Here is a 20,102-nt window from a genome sequence, read left to right as displayed (position 1 = left end):
GAATTTTCGCTGCTTTTTTCAGCCATAGCCCCGGTCCAGCCAGCATCCCCAATTGGGTGTGAAAATGATTTCCACTGCAATGTGAAAACTCTTTCCACATTTCTCTGAAATGGGAAATCGAAGCTCATGGAAGGAGCAATTTCTGTTTCCTCAGAAGCGGTGCAGCAAAAGCTCAAGGGCAGAATTTGGGGGACGCAGTAGCGACTAAGCGCGTATAGAGAGGTTGAGATCACTTATTTTCGAGGCGTTCTGACGAGGACAGGGTGGAAGCAAAATTGCACTACTAGACATTCAGTCAACGTCCAAAGCCAACTGAGCCGCTTGCTAGTTGGTGTGACCGGTATGCGGGGGACAGCTTCCTGAATTTCTCTTCGTTGCGCGCACGAACGGGCATCTTCGTTTTCCTGGCACTCATGGCTGTGGCGGCGGCGTGGAAGCCGCTGCATGAGATCTTTAGACTCTCGCTGCAAAACGGCTATGGTTCGTATGCGATCCTGGTTCCACTCTTTGCTCTCTACTTGCTTTGGTCGAGACGCCAGGATGTTTTTTCGAATCTCGGCTGCGATGTCCTTCTCGGACCCATTGCGATAGCTGCCGGTATCGTCCTTTCAGCAGTCACGTTCTTCGGTTCCCTGCCTAAAGCCAATTCATTCGTTGCGCTTGAACTCAGGTACGCGGCCTTGCTCTTGTCTGTGCTCGGCATATTTCTATTGGCGTTTGGCAGGGGCGCGATGGGGCGTGCCTTATTTCCGTTGTTTCTGCTTTGGCTGAGCGTTCCATTACCGGCATCTGTGGCCGGCGGCATCATCGCTGCTCTTCAAACCAGTTCCACGGCCACAGCTGATTTCTTGTTCTCGCTGCTCGGGGTGCCGGTTTTTCGTGATGGTTTTTTGCTGCACATTCCCGGAGTGACGATCGAGGTGGCCAAGGAGTGTAGCGGCATCAATTCCAGCATGGCCCTGGTCTTTACTCTGCTGCTGATTGGTTACGAGACGCTGCACACGTCTTCTCGCCGTTTCATTCTGGTTCTGCTGGCGATACCCGTCTCTATTGCTAAGAATGCCCTCCGCATTGTGACGCTAACGCTACTTGCGGTGCATGTTGATATGAGATTCCTGACCGGCAGCTTTCATCACAAGGGCGGAATCGTTTTTTATCTGCTTGGCCTGGCCGCTCTCTACCCGTTGTGGAGACTGTTGCGGCGATCCGAAAATCGAGAAGAATCGGTTTCTGCGAAAGAACCATCCGGCTTCCGCGAGCTTTCGCATGCTTCTGAGTCGTAAGTCCGGCTGATCAATTTTGGCACGCCAAGGTCACACTGAATACGAAGCTGTTGCCTCGCTCTGGCTGAGGCAATCTTCGGCCGCTGCCCAGACCTTCGGATAGATTGACTTCCAACTCCACTTCTCCACGAAGTAGTCCCATGCTCTTTCTGCGAGCGGCTGAGCTTTATCTAAGTCCCGCACGAGTTCGACGCAAGCACTGGCAAACATCTCTGGAGAGTCCGCGATATACATCTCCCGTTCGTGCAGGCAATCGTATCCGCGAGCACCGAGAGATGTCGATACGATTGGGCACCTTTGACTGAAGCCATGCGCTACCTTCACGCAGGTTCCCGCGCCCAGCCGTATTGGGACCACCATCACCGACCAGGTCTTCATCTCTTCGGTCACGCTTGGAAGCCAGCCGAGACTCTCGATGTCCAGCTGCGAGTCCTGAAGAAGCTCGGTGCCAGGGCCGACGAGTCGCAGTTTCAGATTAGGAATCACGGACTTTATCCGAGACCAGCAATGATCTATGAACCATTGGATGCCATCCCGATTGGGTTCATGATCAAGTCTCCCCACAAATCCGATCCGAGGCGGATTGGCCAGGGCCCGCGTCCAGTCACCGAGCGGCTCGTCGAAACCATTGGGTATGACATGAATCGGTCGGGCGAGACCTAGATCCTTCAAATACCGCTTATCTTCTTCGCTGCAAACACTCAGCACTGAAAAGCGATCGCCAAGCAGTCTTTCTCGCCTACGCCAGGTAAACAAGCGCCTTGCCGTAAGTATGCGTTCTCCCAGACCGCCAGCCATTTTCAGAGTGCGGCGCTCATAACTGCTGGGTAAGTCATCGATGTCCACAACAGAGGACGGCCAACTCCCATCTGGAAACAGGTCTGGGGAGACGAGCTTGTAGAACCAAACCAAATCAAAGTCTCTGGCCTTATTTCTCACATACTGTGCGTCTTGCTCCGATATGGACCAGCCGTTCGGATAAGACCGTTTTGGGTCGATCGTCCATGCGAGCTGGTCCACAAACCCGGAGTTGGGTTGGGCATTCACGCGAATGGCCGCTGAATGCCGCAACCAGCGCCCGCGTCCCAATGCAAGATCTTCGTCCCTGTTTTCCGCATTCAGAACCAACACTTCAACAGATCCCATCTGTTCGAGGCCGCGGAGCAGATTCAGGGAGCGAAGATGCGCACCTGTACCCGCAGCATCGGGCCAGCGTGACGTTACATAGAGAATGCGCGGCGATCTGCTCATATCAAAATCGGACGGTTATCGAGGTGATCGTCAGCGCAAACCGCAGCCTTACTTCATTGCATGCCAATCGTAAGGCGGTTTTGGGAGTGGTCCTGATCATTGAGCGGGCCCGATCTCGACAAGCTGTGACGCATCCCTCTGCGAGCTGCACAATTCCGGAGCCGCCTCCTGCGGCTCTCGACGGGGCTTCTTCTGCTCAACTCGTTCCAGCCAGATTTCCCGCCAATAGGAATAAATGCTTCGCGGACAAAACATGCTGCACTGACTGTAGCGTGACTGACAAATGACGTTGTCCAGGATGATGCAGGGAGTTTTCATCTCCTGCATAAATCCGGTCTGCTCGTTCACGATCTTGGTGACGCGGTCCAACACGCGAAAGGTCTTACCGCAGTACGGAACCATCTCTGCATCCCAACGCATTCCGCGATTCGAGCAATCCGTATTTAAAGTGCGCAGGATCTCATCATGCGACTTGACGCGAACAAGTTCCCCGGGCTGAAGATCCAAAACCGCTGCAGGCGTAGCCTGTCCTTTGGGAATTGACCCTGTCCTGCGAGGAAACTTCTTGCCTCCACGAAAAGGATGAAAGAGGTCGTATAACTCACGCAGTGGAGCTCCTAAACCGATACCCGCTTGGATGAGGTTGTAGTACGCGGAGTAAGCCAGACCGCAAACGATGCGCCAGAGGCCGATATTGCCAGAGGTGTAGTCTTCCAGGTACTGCCACAATTCCCACCACTTCAGATCGCTCGTGTAATACGGCAATTGCGTTGCCTGGCACATATACTTCGGACCCGATGTTCCATTGTGAGGCCGAGCGTTATTCCAGACATCGGATTCGGTGCAGCCTGATGACCTTTTCGAGGCGCTGGCAACGTTGTCATTCCTTGCCTCAGGGTCCTTCGGGCTTCCATCGTCGTTGAGCGGAATCAGCCATGCTGTCTTCCAAAAGAGAAGACATCCAGCCTGGCACCCGCCGTGCGCGGCTCCGTTGCAACGGGTTTCCAGATGAACGGTATCTGCCACGCGTCGTCCGCGGATCGGAAATACAGTGTCACAAGTCTTGTGTGCGCGCTTGTAGACCCTGAATTTCTTGCCGCAGAATGCAAACATCTCGGGCATGAACGGCATTTCGTCCAGACAGCCTCGAGAATCCAGAGTTCGCAGGATCTCCCCTCTACCACGGACCTGCACCCAATCACCCGCGCTCAACTTCTCCTTACTCTTCACATACTCTCCATGAAAGAATTTCTAACCTTCATCAACACAACCATCAGCTGAAAACAAGATCAAGGCGCCTGGTTCGGCTGTTCCTCACTTGCGATCCTGGGGAGAGAGAAAGAGGGTCGCCAGCGCTTCTCCGACGCATGAAAAAACCTTGCGTAAGCCCGCTTCGGATTCAGAATCAAATTCAAGGCTTTGGTCACAAGAGCCCTGGCAAGGCGGCTGCCTTCAATCGACAACCCAACTTCGCTGAGACGCTTCTGGTGATAGTCCCAGTAACTCCTGGGATAGCGATGTACCAGCGCCGTGGCCAGCGTGCCGTAGTACTCGTTCATCAGTTGACGGAATCGCTCGCTCTGCTCTTCGGGCGTCCCATAGGCGCCGGCATACCGCTTGAGAAAAGCGATTTTATCCAGCAGGAATGCGTGTAATTGCCGTTGTCCACCGCTCAGAGCTTGGTCGTGAACGCGCTCGAACGAGAGAATCTGATGCACAAAGCCGAAATCCCAGTCGCGCAAGATCTCGTAATACACAGCGGCATCGGCAGACGGAGCCGTTCCGGGAAAGAAGTCTTCGCGTTTCCGGATCACCTCGCTGCGATACAGCACAGCCGAAGGCGCTCCCATGACCTCGGGGCCTCCAAAGAGATGGGAGCGGCAAACGTCGTAACCGCTGAATATCGACTTGCCCACAGGAAGCCCGGCGAGCGTTACACCGCGGCTACTAACAACGTAGGCTCCAATCACAGCCGCCGATGGATGTTTCTCTCCCACCTCGACCATGCGGCTTAGACATTCGGGATAGATCCAGTCGTCGGCACAGACAATCTTGCAGTACTCGCTTTCTTTCGAGATCAGCCGGAATCCGATGTTGTGATTCTCAATGACGTTGACGAAGCTGGAATTGGTGACAACCCGAATTCTTCGCTCCGAAGCAGCGTATTTCTCGGCAATCTCCAGCGTCGCATCCGTGCTGCAGTTGTTGACGATGATGTATTCCCAGTTTTGATAGGTCTGGGACAGCACGCTTTCAATGCACTCGACGAGGTACTTCGCCCCGTTGTACACAGGGGTGACAACGCTGACCAGAGGTTGTGAAGTGTCCATCATGCCTGACAGGAAATCTCGAAAACGCGCGATCCGGCTGGAGGTGGCCGAGGGGCTCTCAGCCCCCGGACACACAGCCGCGCAGCCACTTTGCGCAGCGACGTCCCCTTGCGATCACCCTCACGCCTCGGAATGCACGTACCCTGCCACTTGGAAGAGAGACGGCAGCGCCTGTCCACCGAAGAGTCAATGGCAAAATTCTTATTTTCAGCTGCTTAGACGAGGTCTAAATTCCCGCGCTGAAACTTGAGCAGGTAGCCTGTGCAAGAGTTTGCACATCGCGGAGACACAATTCTGCATGTTCTTCCGTGGTTCAGAAGCGCTCCAAGCGGAGCAGAGACGCAGATCATCCGTCTCTGCCCTAAGCCAGAGCGCCATTTACGGCAACAGACCAAATGCAGCAAACTGTCCCGTGGTGGCGACATAGACTCTGCCGTTCGCCACGAGCGGAGCCGACCATTTCGCTGTGAAATCCAACGTATCCCGCGCGCCGCTGGCCTGATTGCTGTTGTACAACTCCTTGGTCAGATCAGTGGCGTCAAAGGCATGCAACGAGCCTGGGCCTCTCACTCCTCCTCCGTCAGGATTCAGATCCACCCGCTGAATTGCCCAGAGTATTGCGTTCGTAAGGCCATTCGCGGATAGTCCGAGCGTGGCGCCGGGATAATTCAGGAAAAGTGAGGATGTCGATACTGGGGCAGTCGACATTAATCCATTGTTCAAAGTAAAGCACTTGATGTTATCTGCGTCGGCGCTGAAGAAAAGCCTGCTATTCCAGTGCACCGCCGCTTTGAAGTTTCCAGTACTCTTCGTGCCGTTGGGAAAGATGTTAACAACGGTCTGAACAATCTGATTGTCGTTATTAGAGTTGTAATGACCCATGTTGTCGCGATCGACAAGATAAATTGTTCCGTTCTTACCAGCTGTGATCGCCATGTGCGGGTGAGCGCCTGGCTGATCGGGAAGGAGAATTACGCCGCCTGATCCAAGATCGATATCCAAATCATTCATGTTCTGCTGGTCATGTGGCGTGAAGTAATCAAGCACCTGGCCGGAGGTACTGAGTTTGACGAAGCTATCTCCATAGTCCGGACCTCCAGTGTTCACATCAAAGATGCCGTTTCCGGTGACGAAGAAAATGTTGCCGGTTGAATCAGTCGCCAAACCGTCACCGCTCTGCCACACTCCGGCGCCTTGACCGCCTCCAGTCACACGAACCCCATTGTCATTGGGACTCGCGAGGAACTTCATCACTTGTTGCAAAGTCGTCGCGTTGTAACCAAGGATCCAGCCGTGGTACGGGCTTACATCGCCGTGACCACCGAAGGCTATATAAACAACGCCATTATTCAGCAGTAGCGCTGCGCGTTGGTTTTCGCGCAACGGCTGAAAAGCAATCTGACCGCCCGAAGAGCCAGCACCGCTTCCAGGCGCACTCGCCTGAATGCTCACGGGTCCGCCTAGTTTTTCGGCGCCTGTGCTCAAATCGAGAGCGTGCAGACGATGGAAGTAGTTGGTTGATCCACCTTGGACCTCCTTCGTCTTAACAACGACGTACAAGGTGTTTGTGGAAGGATCGATGACGGGTGTGCCTGTGATCCCAATCTCCGGAGAGATATCGCAGCACTCGCCCGTATCACCAGGTGGAACACTCGTAATCCCGCTTGAAGGATTGATAAAGCTTCTCTGCCAAAGCGGAGCTGTCTGGCGTCCATCGGCATCGAAGGCGTAGACACTATCGTGTTCTGTAGCGACATACACAACATTGTGGAGAACGCCGGAGATGTTCACGGAGGGAACATAGAGCGGGGACGCATCAGCAGTTCCATCTATGGCATTACTGAATAGTTTCCCAAATTGAACCGCATTCACGTTCGTGGGTGTAAGCACAGTTTCGCTGGGATTCAGTCCAGTTCGCAGCTTATCGAAGTCACGGGTATAAGTTCCGGGGTAGTTGGAAACGTATGCCGTGGCATTCACCGACTGAACGGGACTCGAGCTGGTGCCGGTAATCGTATGTGTGCCCGAAGCCGAAGGAGGTGTATATAGCCCATTTGTCGAAATCGTGCCGGAGGTTGCATTACCGCCAACCACGCCATCGACTGACCAGGTGATTCCTGAAGTGGTAGCCGTAAATTGCTGAGTCAGAATTGGGGTTAATGTCGCCGTTTTTGGAGTTACCGTAAATCCAAGCGTCGTCACTGTGGCGGTGCCTGAGTACGGACTCAGATTTCCCGCGGAATCAGTAGCTCGAACGCGATAGCTGTAGGTCACCCCCGCCACCAAGCCGGTATCACTAAAGCCAGTAGCAGTGGAGGTGGCAATCTGCGCAAAATTCGAGCAACTCGCACCTTGACACCGTTCTATGAGGTAGCCGGCCACTCCAATGTTGTCCGTTGAAGCTGTCCAGGTGAGATCTACCTGACTTCCGCTTATCGCATTCGCGAGCAGGTTAGTGGGGGCGGTTGGCGGCGTTGAATCAGCAACCACCGGTGCTGCCCGGAATGCTACGAGCTGCATGATCCAGGCTCCCGCAGGGCTTACCGGCGCAGTGGCTGAATAGGTAGTCGCCGCGCTCACAATCTGATCTTCTGCGATGTCCGCATCTGGGCTTGAGAGCACACGCGTGCTATAGCCCGGCCCCGGCCCTGTGGTCAGGGTCTGAACTGTGTTGCCGGCCACGAGAAGGTCGTTCGGGTTGACTGTGGTAATGCTGCCACTCGAACTTGTTGCGCTATTTCCAGTAAGCCCACCGGCTGTATCCAGCGGATTAAGCGTATCGAGACCCGAGTATTCCAGAATGCGAATATCCGGAAACGACGCTGAATTCGTGAAGGTCACCGTGACCGCATTGCCGCCTGCGGCCGCGGAAGCAATATTCTTTGCGTAGTAGATAGTCTGCGTGGCAATGCCGGAGATCGAGATCGGCGCTGCAGCTACCGTGTAGTTGTTTCCTTTGGTGTCGGTTACAGAGGCTATGTTGGAGGTCGAGTTATTCCAGCCAACAATCACGATGTTCAGGTTGCCGCTGCTCTGTGCGCTGGTGTAAGGCACTGACAGAGTCGTTTGCGAAGACTGAGGATCAGCGTAATTCCCCTGGACAAATACGATTGGTTGGGATGCGCCTCCGGAGGTTGTTGCAGTTGCGGGATTCGAAGGCGTGCTGAGGGTTCCGGCAGTATCCTTCGCCAACACTTGATAAACATATGTAGTGTTCGACGCTAGACCCAGGTCACTATAGCTCGTCCCGGTCGGCGTAGCCACTTGCACGAAGTTCGTGCAACCGGCTCCTTGACACCGTTGCACGATGTAGTTCGCGATTCCGACCGTGCTGGTTGACGCTGTCCAATTCAGGTTAATTTGACTGCTGTTGATGGTTGTCGCCGAAACATTTCCCGGTGGCGAAGGTGGTCCTTGTGTAGTAGGTACCACTAACGGCGTGTTCATGTCCGCCTGGATTTCGGCTGCTGACAAGGCTCGGCTGTAGACTCTCACCTCGTCAATTGTTCCGTTGAAGTAAAAGCCTCCAGTGCGGCGGCCGATGTTGACGTTTATTCCGGTCGGGAGTACCTGAGCTGCAGGCACGGTTCCGCGCAATACGCCGTCATCGAGTACTCCGTTGACGTAGATGTCCAGCGTCTGGGCGGCGGCGTTGTACACGCCGGCCACGTGGTACCACGTATTCAGCGTGAGCACAGTTTTGCTATATCGCTGGACACGTCCAGCTGTGCTCGAAACGGCAACGCCAAACGTCCGCGGACCAGTATCCGGACTCGTCTTCAACTGCCACCCGGTGGTGTTGGAGTAAGCGATGATCTGTCCATCGTCCGATGGATTGGCAACTGCAAAGACCCAGGCTTCCCAAGTCATGCTGGCCGTGGTTCTAAGGATCGAAGGTGCGCCCAAGTCCACATAGGACGAGGAACCATTGAATGACAGCGCATTGCCGTACTTTCCAGCTGAAGTCCAGGTAGTGGCCTGGAGGACTCCTGTAATGCCGGCGCCGGATACGTCGACGGTTGTCGGCCCCGAGCCTTCATTCATTGGATACGCTACCAGCAGCCCGACCGACGACAGCGTCGTGGCTGTGGCAACGTTCGAAAACGGCCCAGCAACAGCCGCATTGTCGATTGCCTGGACTTGATAGCTATAGCTGGTTCCGGCGGAAAGGCCTGTGTCGCTGTAGCTCGTTCCAGTTGGGGAAGCGATTTGGGCGAAGTTCGTGCAACCCGTACCTTGGCACCGCTGCACAACATAATTGGCCAGGCCCACGTTGCTGGTCGAGGCTGTCCAGCTGAGATTGATTTGACTGCCTCCGACTGCCGTTGCGCTGAGATTACCCGGGGCCGAGGGAGGTTGCGGAGTCTGAGTTGTCGCAGCCGCTACCGCTGAGAACGCGCTCAGATTGCCTGCCGTATCGATGGCCTGCACTTGATAGTTGTATGTGGTGGTACTTGTTAGGCCGCTATCGTTGAACGTGGTTGCGGTCGGCGTGCCAACCTGCGCAAAGTTCGTGCAGCCGGATCCCTGGCAGCGTTGCACGATGTAGTTCGCAAGGCCAACTGTGCTCGATGAGGCGGTCCACGTGACTGTGATCTGCGTCGCGCTGGTCGCGTTTGCATTCACATTGCTTGGCGCGCTCGGCGGAGTCTGCGTGGTAGCGCTCGCTGAGTTGGAAAATCCGCTCAGATTCCCATTCACGTCCTTGGCTTGGACCCGGTAAACGTAGGTCGTGCCCTGCGCGAGGCCGGTGTCACTCAAGGAAGTGCCTGTCGGGGTTCCAATCTGGGAGAAGTTTGTGCAGCCCGCTCCCTGGCATCGCTGCACGATGTAGTTCGCCAGGCCCGCGCTGCTGCTTGATGCATTCCAGCTCAGGTTAATCTGGGTGGCGCTTATGACAGTTGCCCCCAAATTCGTAGGTGTGGATGGCGGACCTTGGGTTGTCGCGCTTGCGACATTGGAAAACGCGCTCAGGTTGCCGAATGTGTCGCTGGCCTGGACGCGGTAGCTGTACGTGGTGCTCGCGGTAAGTCCGGTGTCGTTATAGGTCGTAATGTTGGCGGCGAAAGAGGCGATCTGCGCATAGTTCGTGCAGCCAGCGCCCTGGCAACGCTGCACGATGTAATTTGCCAGTCCCACCGAGCTCGTCGATGCTGTCCAAGAAAGATCGATCTCCGTCGTACTGGGTACCGAAGGCGTCAGATTGCCTGGCGCACTCGGAGGCGTCTGTGTAGTCGCGCTAACCGCGGTTGAAAATGCGCTCGCGCCATTCGCATTGCTCGCCTGAACACGGTAGCTGTAGCTGGTTCCACTTGCGAGATTCGTATCCGTGTAGTTCGTAACTGTGGGCGTGGCGACCTGGGCGAAGTTGCTGCAGCCTGCGCCCTGGCATCGCTGCAGCGTGTAACCGGTAGCGCCTGCGGATGCGCTCCAGCTGACGCTGATGGAGGTTGCACTATTGGCGGCCGCGCTCAGATTCGTCGGCACCGGAGGCGGACTCAGCGTCGTGGCACTGGCGACGTTTGAATAGTTGCTGAAATTGCCTGCAGCATCCGTGGCGCGTACCCGGTAACTGTACGTTGTCCCGCTTGCCAGGCCTGAGTTATTGAAGGTGGTCGTCGTGGAAGTACCGATCTGGGAAAAGTTTGTGCATCCCGCTCCCGGGCATTGCTCGACCAGATAATTCGAAACGGCGACATTGTCCGTTGATGCCGTCCAGCTCAAATTGATTTGCGTGGTGCTGGCGGCTGTGGCGCCGAGATTGGTCGGGGCGGTTGGAGGTGTTGTATCGACGACTGCTCCCGCAGCGCGGAAGGCAGCCATCTGCATGACCCAGGCGCCGGTGCCGCCGAGCGAGGCTGTGGCGCTGTAGCTGCCGGCAGTCGTTGTGGTTCGATCTTCCGCGATGTCGGAGTCCGGATTTGTGATCAATCGGCTGGTAAAGCCGGTTCCGGCGCCCGTAGTAAACGTCTCGATAGTATTCCCTGCAACTAACAGATCATTCGCATTGGTGGTAGTAACCGCACCGCTACTTGTGGTGCTCGAGTTACCAGTTGACCCGACAAAAACATCCAACGGATTAGCCAGATCAAGGCCCGCATACTCCAGGATCCTTATGTCCGGGAAAGCTGCCGCCACCGAAAAGGCAACGGTTACCGCATTCGCAGATGCCGCCGCGCTGGCGATGTTCTTAGCGTAGTAAATCGATTGAGAGATAGCGGGGTTACCAGTTCGGATGGTCGGGTTCCCTGCGCGCAGGTACTGATTGCCCGCTGTGTCGGTTACAGAAGCGATCGTCGCCGTGGCGTCATTCCAGCCAATGACCACTACATTCAAGTCGCCCGCAACTTGTGCCTTTGTGTACGTCACTGCCACGGTCGTCTGTGCCGACTGCGGACACGAGTAATTGCCCTGCACGTAGCTAATGGCAGCGGTTAAGGAGCAAGGCATGAATACAGAAAATGCGACGGCGGCAATTGCGGCGGCGGCAAAGCGCCGACGGTTCGTCAGTAGCACAAAGGACCCCTTATTACTTTCGAAGAATGGAAATGTCGTTGATCAGCTACACGACGGCTAAGAGGTAGCTATCTCTCGTTTGTCCGGAAATGTCCGCTCCCAAATGTGCAAGAACATTGCCAAGTACGTCTGAAGTTGGTAAGCGTAAGTCGTTGGCTGAGAAGCGGTTCGAGGTAACTTGAGCGTGGTTCCCGGGTTAGCCAGTGAAATCATTTGCACTTTTGTGGCAACGAGATTCTGGCTGGTAGCCGCGCTTGGAGCGAATCAGGCTTGCGCTGGATGCGACTTGGCGTGTGCAGATGCCCGAGGCCGGGAACGAATGCAGGGAGGACAAGTTGAACCAGGCTGGCGGAAGGAAAGACTCCGCTTTCGCGGTTTTGAGCGCTTGACCTTCCGACGAACGGGTGAGTTCGTGCCGGGTCGCCGTTCCGCGCTCTGCACCACCGAACATAGTTCGGTGCTACCACATTTCCAATTAGGGAATCAATCAGAATTTTGCGCGACTACGCTTAGGCGGTGGGACACGCCTCGTTCACATCGAGAACTCGAAAGGCGAGCAACGGATTGGAATTTGAGAAATTCACTGCTAAATCACTGTTTTTCACTGTTCTCAAAACGGGTGTTGCGTCGGCATGGGCGGTAACTGTGTGTGGCTGCAGGGGTTGGCAGTTTTATCCGTTGCTCGCAGACGCGCGCAACAAAAATTCGCTGTTAAATTCGCTGATAAATTCGCTGTTCCTGGAAGAGCAGTGAATTGACAAGATTATGCTGTCCCGATTCGGGACCTGATCTCTGCCGACGACCGCTTCGAAGGGCGTCACGGGCTTTGCCCGGCGAGATCCACGCGACAGCCCGTCATCCACAGGCGCTTGGACGACCGTGCAAATCCAGCAAAATGAGATCGCACGATTTATGCTGTTTCGGATTTGGAGATTACGTTAAGGAGTGGGGATCGCTGCGGAAGCCTCAGCCGAAAACGAACTCTCTGTTCCGCTCGAGTCCACGGCCGTTACTACATAGAAGTAAGTCGTTCCCGACTGAACTGTCGAATCGGTGAAGGCGAGCGACTGCAGTGCGGAATTCAAAATCTGATAGGGTCCGCCGGACTGCGGTGCACGATACACGTTGTATCCGGCGACCGTGGCAGTAGTACTGGCATTCCAGCTCAGGTCAACGCTGTGCTGTATTGTCCCCGTGCCACTGAGCGAGGCGCTGGCGGGCGAATTGGTCGCACTACTTGCGACTGAAATGGAGCCGGTCACGCTTCCGGCTGCCTGGGGCTGGAATAAAACCGCCACCGCGCTGCTGGTTCCTGCAGCAACAGTGAACGGCGTCTGTACGTTGGAGCTGAAGCCCGCGCCAGAAACCGTGATTCCCGACACGCTTACATTCACCGAGCTCGGATTTGAGAGCGTCAGGTTCTGCGAAGAACTATTGCCTACAACCAGCTTCCCAAACGACACTGTCGAGGGGGAAACATTGAGCGTGGCGACGGTCGGCGAAACCCCTGTCCCTTGAACTGCGACCACAGTTGGAGTCGCGCTCGCGTTACTTGTAATGGTCGCTGTTCCGTTCACTGTTCCGGCAGCCTGCGGTGAAAAGGTTACTGTAACTGTGTGGCTAGAACCCGCCGTGATCGTGAGCGGAAAGGTCAGGGGGCTCATCGAGAATCCGGCTCCGGCCAAGGTTACGCTGGAAACTACCAGGTCCGCTGTACCTGAATTTGTAACCGTAACCGTCTGGCTGCTGGATGTGCCGACCGTAACATTGGTGAAACTGAGGCTACTCGGCGAAACACTGACGGACGGTGTTCCCTGCCCGCCTGGGGTGGGAGTCGTGACTCCTGTGCTGCCGCACCCACTTACCAGGAACGGCAATACGTAGAGGAATAGCACCAGAAGCGAGTGAGACCACTGCCCTGTCGCGAGATTCCGAACTTTCACCGGTTTCCTCTCTCAATGACGACCAATCCTCCGGAAGAAGAAGCGAAGGTTTTGGCGCATTTGCCCTGTTAATTACGGTATGGCCGGCCAGAAATTGCTTCAAGCGAAATGACCTAAACTACAGGTACGAAAGGCAAAAGCAATCCTTGTACCTCTGTAAGCGTACTGAGACAGGTCATTGAAGAGGCGCGATTGTGAAGATGTAGGCCACCATATCACAGCCCCTGGGTGGTGATTCCCTCTGCCCGGCGAAAAACTGCGAAGATGCCGTTCGCTTAGAACATGAAAGTAACCAAGTCCTTGGAGCTCGGGAGGGTGGCAATCTGCGTGCTAAGATTTTTTGCATGATAAACACAACCGCATCGCCTGTCGGTGCACGAGCATTCCTGGAAAGAACAAAGGCACGCGAACTGCGGGTGGGGATCATCGGCCTCGGTTACGTAGGCTTGCCTCTAACATTACTTTTCAGTGAGCAGAGGTTTCGCGTAACCGGTTTTGACGTCGATCAGCAGAAAGTAAGCACGCTGAACAGCGGCGGATCTTACATACACCGCATTCTTCCCGAGGACATATCCGCCGCAAAGTCGGCGGGATTCACGGCCACAACGAACTACACCCAACTTTCGGAGCTGGACGCGATCATCATCTGCGTCCCCACGCCACTTACCGATCATCACGAACCGGATCTGAGCTACATCGAGAACACCGCGCATGCCATTGCGCCCAATCTGCGTCCGGGACAGTTGGTGATACTCGAGAGCACTACGTATCCAGGAACTACGGAAGAGGTTCTTGTCACCATTCTGGAAAAAGAGAATCGCCTTGGGCTGAAAGCCGCACGCGCCGGCGTCTCCGGTGATGATACGTTCCACGTCGCCTTCTCGCCCGAGCGCGAGGATCCCGGCAATACGGACGTTGCCCGGCGCGATATTCCCAAAGTAATCGGCGGTTTGGAACCCCTTGCGACGCAGTATGCCAGCGCACTCTACAACTCAATCTTCAATCGCGTAGTTCCGGTCTCTTCGCCTGCAGCGGCGGAAATGACCAAACTGCTCGAGAACATCTATCGTTGCGTAAACATCGCGCTGGTCAACGAACTCAAGCTGCTCTGTCTGCGCATGGATATCGATATCTTTGAAGTCATTCGCGCGGCTTCCACCAAGCCTTTCGGATTCCAAGCCTTCTATCCCGGACCAGGACTCGGCGGCCACTGCATTCCGATCGATCCGTTTTACCTCTCATGGAAAGCAAAGGAATTTGACTTCCATACGCGGTTCATTGAACTGGCGGGCGAAGTCAACTTGAGCATGCCATATCACGTGGTCGCGAGCGTGTCGCAGGCACTGAACAAGCGCAAGCAGGCGTTGAATGGATCCAAGGTGCTCGTGCTCGGGCTTGCATATAAAAAGGATATCGACGACCTGCGCGAGTCGCCTTCACTGACAATCATCGAGTTGCTTCAGAAGGAAGGCGCGACGGTCAGCTACAACGACCCGTTCTTTCCCACCGTCGGCCGCGGCCGCAAGTACGATTTGCAGATGAAGAGCACGCCATTAACGAAGATCGAGGAGTTCGATTGCGTGCTGATCGTAACCGACCACTCCAGCTACGATTATCAAGACATCGTGAAGCGCGCGAGACTAGTAGTGGACACGCGCAACGCCACTCAGGGGATAAAGGCTGAGAACATAGTCCGCTGCTAAGCTGAGTTTGGTTCGGAGATTCTAGAGAAAGAATAGACTGGTCGGGGCGGAGGGATTCGAACCCCCGACCCTCTGCTCCCAAAGCAGATGCGCTACCAGGCTGCGCTACGCCCCGACAAATTGATTGTAACGCACCGGGACGATGCTTCCCCAATGCTCCGCGCCCTTGCGCCTCTCTAGCCGTTTACGTCATCAGGTTCGGCAGGGACTTCCACCTCCTAGCCGTTGATGTGTTCGGAACACAAAAAAAGGGCCGACATTAATGTCGGCCCTGCATTAAAACAACCTTTGGTTAGAAGGTGAACTGCGCTCCGAATTCGGCACGGAACGAGATGGGAATAGCTCGGTTGCACCCGTTGGCGTTGCAGCCGATATAACCAAGCGGAGTTGCAAAGGAACTCTTCGTCGGATCCGTGTTGAAATGGCGAACGTTGCCATCGTAGTTGTTGCCATAGTTGGCGCGGTTCGTGAGATCGAACGCCTGGAAGATCAGCTTCAAGTTAGATTTTTCTTTGATCTTGATGTTTTTGGTAAGGCGAGTATCCAGATTGAAGAATGGCGAACCACGCAGACGGTCAAAGTGAGTCTCCACGCATGAGCCATTCAGGTAACAAGTCTTTAATGCGCTGCTGGTTTGCGTGGTGCCAAACAGCAGATTGTTATGGTCATTCGCAGGGACCAGCGCATGTGCGGCGAGCGGTCCCGAGCCAAAGCCGAGCACGTTAGTAAAGCCGGTCGTCGCATCATACGGACGCGCAGACGCTACCTGCATGATAGGCGCAACCTCGAACCCCCACGGCAGGTCCACCACGCCGGAGACCGACCCATGGTGCCGTTCGTCGTTTGGCACTGGACCGAAATCTGCTGGATTCAATGGGAAGCGAGGATCGGTAACCGTGTTGGAATAGCTGGCAGCATTGCCATCGTAGGCCCTGCCTTCCGAGAGGGTATAGGCAGCGTTTACTGTGAAGTGATTTGCCATGCGTCTGCGCAAGGACACGTTCATACCGTCATAGCGCGAACGTCCCACCGAGGACTCCATCGAGATGCGAGCGATTTGTGCGAGAGGGGCACTTGGATGGGCAGTGTTGTAAGCAGTGATGGCTGAGGCGAGCGTCCGAGTTCCCGTAGCGGGATCGATATAGTTGAGAATCTGACGCTTCTCCTCATGCAACCCGAGCTCGTGGATGTACTCAATTTCCATCACTGTGTTGGCATTGAAAGAATGAGCAAACCCGATATTCCACTGCTGCGAATAGGGGTTGCGATAGTCAGGTGCCATGAGGCGGCCCACTGCCCCAGCCGTAAGCTGCGTAATCGGCGCAGGAATCGTCGGCACGGGATCGATACCTAATCGATATTGAGACAGCGGGATGTTGGTACCGGGCACTGTGCAGGACGTGCAGGTTGTTCCTGGACCGCTGCCACTGATCGAGAACACAGTCGCGAACAGCGTAGGATTCGCCTGCTGGATCATAAACAGCGGGATGTTGAGGAATGTCTGAGCGTCGTAGAGCCCATAGCCTCCACGAAGAACATTGTTTCCATTTCCGGTCAAATCATAAGCGAAGCCCACGCGCGGGCTGAAGCCTTTCTTGTAGTCCTGAGGAATGCCGGCAAAGGGGCTATTGAGCGCCTTCAGCAACTGGTACGTGCGGCTGCCGGCTTGAGCATTCGTCGCCATCAGGTTGAAGTCACGGTCATAACGCAGACCTAGATCAAGCGTCAGCCTGCTGGTCGTTTTCCACGTATCCTGGAAATAGAGGCCAAGCATCTTTCCGCCGCCGGGCAGATCTTCTTTTGGATCGCCATTCGATATAGACATGCCCGTTATGGCACCCGGTGTTTGGAAACCCTGTGGGTAGAGTCCGCCCTTGTTGCCGAGAATGTCGCTGGGCAAATCCTGGAAGTCATACTCCAGCGTGGAGTTGAACTCAAAGTATCCGCCAAGCGATGGCTCCCAGAGGTAATCGACACCCCCCTTCAGGCCATGCCTGCCGATGTTGTATGAGAGATCGTCGCGGAACTGATATTTGCGCTGGTAGGACTGCTGCGGAACGTTCGTGTTTGTGCCAAACGAGATGCTTTGCGGAAACGTCACGAGTGGCGCGCGGGTCTTGCTGTCAATCAGATTGTTCCAGTACTGGAACCCGGCGGTAAAAGAATTCACCAGCCTCGGACTGAAGACGGAACTCAGCGTGGCGTTCGTAACGATGAGATGGTTGTTCTGGAAATTGCCTTCGGTTAGATCGTTGGCATTGCCTGATTGGTCGTTCTGGTCTTCGTTGTTCTGTGCGGCGTAACTGACGAAGAAGCGATGAGCGTCGGAGAAGTTGTGGTCGATACGGGCGTTGTAGCGAGTATCGAAGTAGGGGGTGGGAATGGTCAGGGCTGGGTCAGGATTAAACGTGACGTTGCCGAGATTCAATCCCTTGAGTCTGCTCAGTTCCGCAAACGCGGTTGACTTTACTGGGATGGCTGTGTGCTCGCGTAGGCGTTCCCAGGCGACAAAGCCAAAATCCTTGTCTCTCCTGATTGGTCCGCCAAAGCGTCCACCGAATTGCTGTCGTTCAAACTGAGGTGTCGGGTTACCGGTCTTTATGTGAGTGACCGGATCCTCGGTATTCAGCTTGTCATTTGCATTGAGGGCCGTCTGCGTGTCGAAAAAGTACCCAGACCCATGGAAGGCATTGCTGCCCGAACGGGTGATCACGTTCATCGCAGCGCCTTCAGAGCGACCATTAGCGGCCGAAAAACGCTGAGTGGAAATTACTGCTTCCTGTACCGCCTCGAGTGGAAGCTGCATCACCGGGCCACCGACGGTGTTGTCTTTGTTGTCGATGCCATTGACGGTGATGTTCATGTTGCGACCGTTCGAGCCGTTGATGCCTACTCCAGAAGTCCGAACTTTGGTGGGATCCCAGGGAGGCGTTGCCTTTGCTCCCGGCGCCAGATACGCGAGATTGGCGAAATCACGGCCGTTAAGGGGCAGGTCCTGCACGTCCTCAGGCGTGATCTGCATGCCAACCGAAGTCTTTTCCTGATCGAGAATCGGAGCTGCAGCGGTGACTTCGACGGTTTCGGAGGCTGCGCCCGGTCTAAGTGAGAAATCCTGAGTAGTGGTACGCCCGACGAGCAACTCGACGCTAGGAGCTGTCGACGTTGAGAATCCGGTCATCGTTGTTTTTACCGAGTAGATCCCCGGAGGCAACACGTCAAAGCGGTATGCGCCCAAGTTGTTGGTTGTTGCAGTACGGGAACTGCCGGTGGCGGCGTCTACTGCCATAACAGTCGCGCCGACGACTACAGCTCCGCTCCTGTCTGTGACTGTCCCTGCAAGAGATGAACTCGCAGTGACAGCTTGGCCGAACATCATGCTGGCCATCGCAAAAAGGAACCCGAATGCAACCAGTAGCTTTAAAGACTTGTTGATTCCCATGTGCCTCTCTTCCTCCTGGACCGGTAGCTCGCTGCCAAACTTTTGGGTGACGTCTGTTGAAAAGGTGGGGTGCGCTTGCTGCAAGCTTTGGTCAATGCAATTCAATTCTTATGCTGTAGAAGCACTTGCCCTTCCAGGAGGAATTTTCGTTTGTTTTCAAAGCTTTACACTCTCACGTGGGACGAAACATCTAAAAAACGGGAGCGAATACTAAGCAATATACATAATCCAGTATCTACTACCAACATTGCGACGCCTTGTCCCATAAGTAGGGGGTCGGGAATGCTGATTGATTGATCCGACTGAGAGCGCGCCGCTCGCAAAAAAAGTCGGCATTTTCATGCCGGCTCACCGGAACCGGAGCGTATTCGCCTTACCGTTACATCTAGCGGCTGTTCATACGGTTCTCGAAACGCATGCAACTCAACTGGTTGAACCAACCCCAACCGGCTGAAGAGGGCAATCTTCCCCTTCAGTTGGGTTTCGGAGCTGGCTTACCCTGAGGGTCTTGCTTTTCCAAATCATCAAGATAAACCCGGATGTCTGGTGCCTCAGGGGCGTTTGGATCGAGCTGCACATATTTCCTGAAGTGCTCTGTAGCGCCGGGAATGTCTTTCTCTGAGCGCAGGATATTGCCCATGATCAATTCCGCCCGGGGAAAACGATGATCTTTGTCCAGTTCGAGAACTTTACTCACGTTGCGTTTGGCGTCAGGAATCTGTTTCAGCATGATGTGCGCAACCGTCTTGAAGTAGTACGGATCAGGATAGCTGGCTGCGTCGAGTTCAATCGCCTTGTCGCTCAGACGTATCACCTCTGGCCACTTTCCATGCGTGGCATGCAGTTGGGCAAGGTGAAGATATGGAGGGACATACTTTTCGTCGGTGGCGATTGCGTCGGCGAACGATGTTTCTGCCTCAGTATCCAAGCGTCGTGCGCGCTGTTCACGTCCTCGCAAGTCGAGGGCAGAGGCATACCGCGGAAACAACTCGATAGCTTTGGCCAGGTGCTTATCGGCATCTGTGAATTTTTTCTTAGCGAAGTCATCTCGCCCCTTGTCATATTCTTTGCGCGCGCTCTCGGGCGCCTGCAGGGCCGTCGCACTGATGCTGGTTCCCACACCTGCGCCGATACGGTGCAGGGTAATGGGGCCAAGCGAGACAGGCAGACTGAAGTCGCGGCCGGCCAGAGAAACTGAGCCGGCGGAATAGCCCGGCAGGAGCGCTCGGACGTCGCATCCCCATAGCTGCGTCCTTGTCGTTTGCGACACACGGCTTCCCATATCGGCACCCATCATCGTCGCTCCGCCGCCCTCGGATGCGCTTTGAAACGCGGGGATGGATTTGTCGTCGAGCAGAATTGTGAAGTTGCCGTGGGAATCACTATAGACCTCGCCACGAACAATGTTCCCGCAAACACGCTGCACCTCCACCGGCTCGGTCAGCGGCGTGCCATCATCAAGAACAACATGTCCACTGATTTCAACCGGACGGTTGGTTTCCGTCGGCAACTGGCTGGGAAGGTTTGTCGTCGGCTGGGCAGAAATCTGTGCAATGGCAGCGATAGATGAAAACAGCAGCAGAAAATTGCCGAGCAACATCCGAAAGATTTTTAGAGCCAACATCACAATGCTCCTG

The 20,102-nt window shown here is 55.1% G+C and carries 10 protein-coding genes, 1 tRNA gene and 1 pseudogene; 3 read left to right on the top strand and 9 right to left on the bottom strand.

The annotated features are described in order from the left end of the window. Positions 1-374 precede the first annotated feature (374 nt). Complete coding sequence (locus DMG62_09890; GenBank protein PYY23138.1) at positions 375-1,283, top strand: hypothetical protein; 909 nt, start codon at positions 375-377, stop codon at positions 1,281-1,283. 30 nt (positions 1,284-1,313) lie between these two features. Here the strand turns inward: DMG62_09890 and DMG62_09885 are convergent, their stop codons facing one another. The 5 genes and pseudogenes from DMG62_09885 to DMG62_09865 form a co-directional block, all read right to left on the bottom strand. After that, entirely contained in the window at positions 1,314-2,534 is a 1,221-nt protein-coding gene (locus DMG62_09885) for a hypothetical protein (protein PYY23137.1), read from the bottom strand. Positions 2,535-2,726: 192 nt separating this feature from the next. Continuing rightward, positions 2,727-3,746, bottom strand: a pseudogene (locus DMG62_09880) (hypothetical protein). A gap of 77 nt (positions 3,747-3,823) precedes the next feature. Next, positions 3,824-4,867 (bottom strand): glycosyltransferase family 2 protein, encoded by a 1,044-nt coding sequence (locus tag DMG62_09875; protein ID PYY23136.1) that lies wholly within the window; start codon positions 4,865-4,867, stop codon positions 3,824-3,826. Between the two features lie 375 nt (positions 4,868-5,242). Further along, on the bottom strand, positions 5,243-11,380 hold the full coding sequence (locus tag DMG62_09870; GenBank protein ID PYY23135.1) for a hypothetical protein: 6,138 nt from the start codon (positions 11,378-11,380) through the stop codon (positions 5,243-5,245). A gap of 196 nt (positions 11,381-11,576) precedes the next feature. Then, positions 11,577-11,831, bottom strand: a complete 255-nt coding sequence (locus DMG62_09865; GenBank protein PYY23134.1) for a hypothetical protein — start codon at positions 11,829-11,831, stop codon at positions 11,577-11,579. A gap of 65 nt (positions 11,832-11,896) precedes the next feature. On the opposite strand from DMG62_09865, the gene DMG62_09860 reads away from it, so the two are divergent. Next, positions 11,897-12,133, top strand: a complete 237-nt coding sequence (locus tag DMG62_09860; protein ID PYY23133.1) for a hypothetical protein — start codon at positions 11,897-11,899, stop codon at positions 12,131-12,133. Positions 12,134-12,318: 185 nt separating this feature from the next. On the opposite strand, the gene DMG62_09855 is transcribed toward DMG62_09860, so the two are convergent. Beyond that, complete coding sequence (locus tag DMG62_09855) at positions 12,319-13,323, bottom strand: hypothetical protein (protein ID PYY23132.1); 1,005 nt, start codon at positions 13,321-13,323, stop codon at positions 12,319-12,321. Between the two features lie 344 nt (positions 13,324-13,667). Between DMG62_09855 and DMG62_09850 the strand changes: the two genes are divergently transcribed. Continuing rightward, positions 13,668-15,026 carry a nucleotide sugar dehydrogenase gene (locus tag DMG62_09850; GenBank protein ID PYY23131.1) on the top strand — a complete coding sequence of 453 codons (1,359 nt, stop codon included), beginning with the start codon at positions 13,668-13,670 and terminating at the stop codon, positions 15,024-15,026. A gap of 38 nt (positions 15,027-15,064) precedes the next feature. On the opposite strand, the gene DMG62_09845 is transcribed toward DMG62_09850, so the two are convergent. The 3 genes from DMG62_09845 to DMG62_09835 form a co-directional block, all read right to left on the bottom strand. Continuing rightward, a tRNA-Pro gene (locus tag DMG62_09845) sits at positions 15,065-15,141 on the bottom strand. Between the two features lie 177 nt (positions 15,142-15,318). Then, the gene (locus DMG62_09840; protein ID PYY23130.1) at positions 15,319-18,465 is read right to left on the bottom strand and encodes a hypothetical protein; all 3,147 of its coding nucleotides are present in this window, start codon (positions 18,463-18,465) and stop codon (positions 15,319-15,321) included. A gap of 472 nt (positions 18,466-18,937) precedes the next feature. Next, positions 18,938-20,089 (bottom strand): hypothetical protein, encoded by a 1,152-nt coding sequence (locus DMG62_09835; protein PYY23129.1) that lies wholly within the window; start codon positions 20,087-20,089, stop codon positions 18,938-18,940. Positions 20,090-20,102 lie beyond the last annotated feature (13 nt).

The organism is Acidobacteriota bacterium (genome assembly GCA_003225175.1).
Classification (GTDB): Bacteria; Acidobacteriota; Terriglobia; order Terriglobales; family Acidobacteriaceae; genus Gp1-AA112.
The sequence above is the reverse complement of the archived record's forward strand: the minus strand, read 5'-3'. Positions and strand labels throughout refer to the sequence as shown.

Excerpts from the sequence above, each read along its gene's own strand:
- DMG62_09840 (PYY23130.1), bottom strand. The coding sequence starts at position 18,465 with ATGGGAATCAACAAGTCTTTAAAGCTACTGGTTGCATTCGGGTTCCTT.
- DMG62_09875 (PYY23136.1), bottom strand. The coding sequence starts at position 4,867 with ATGATGGACACTTCACAACCTCTGGTCAGCGTTGTCACCCCTGTGTAC.
- DMG62_09885 (PYY23137.1), bottom strand. The coding sequence starts at position 2,534 with ATGAGCAGATCGCCGCGCATTCTCTATGTAACGTCACGCTGGCCCGAT.
- DMG62_09835 (PYY23129.1), bottom strand. The coding sequence starts at position 20,089 with ATGTTGGCTCTAAAAATCTTTCGGATGTTGCTCGGCAATTTTCTGCTG.
- DMG62_09850 (PYY23131.1), top strand. The coding sequence starts at position 13,668 with ATGATAAACACAACCGCATCGCCTGTCGGTGCACGAGCATTCCTGGAA.
- DMG62_09865 (PYY23134.1), bottom strand. The coding sequence starts at position 11,831 with ATGTTCGGTGGTGCAGAGCGCGGAACGGCGACCCGGCACGAACTCACC.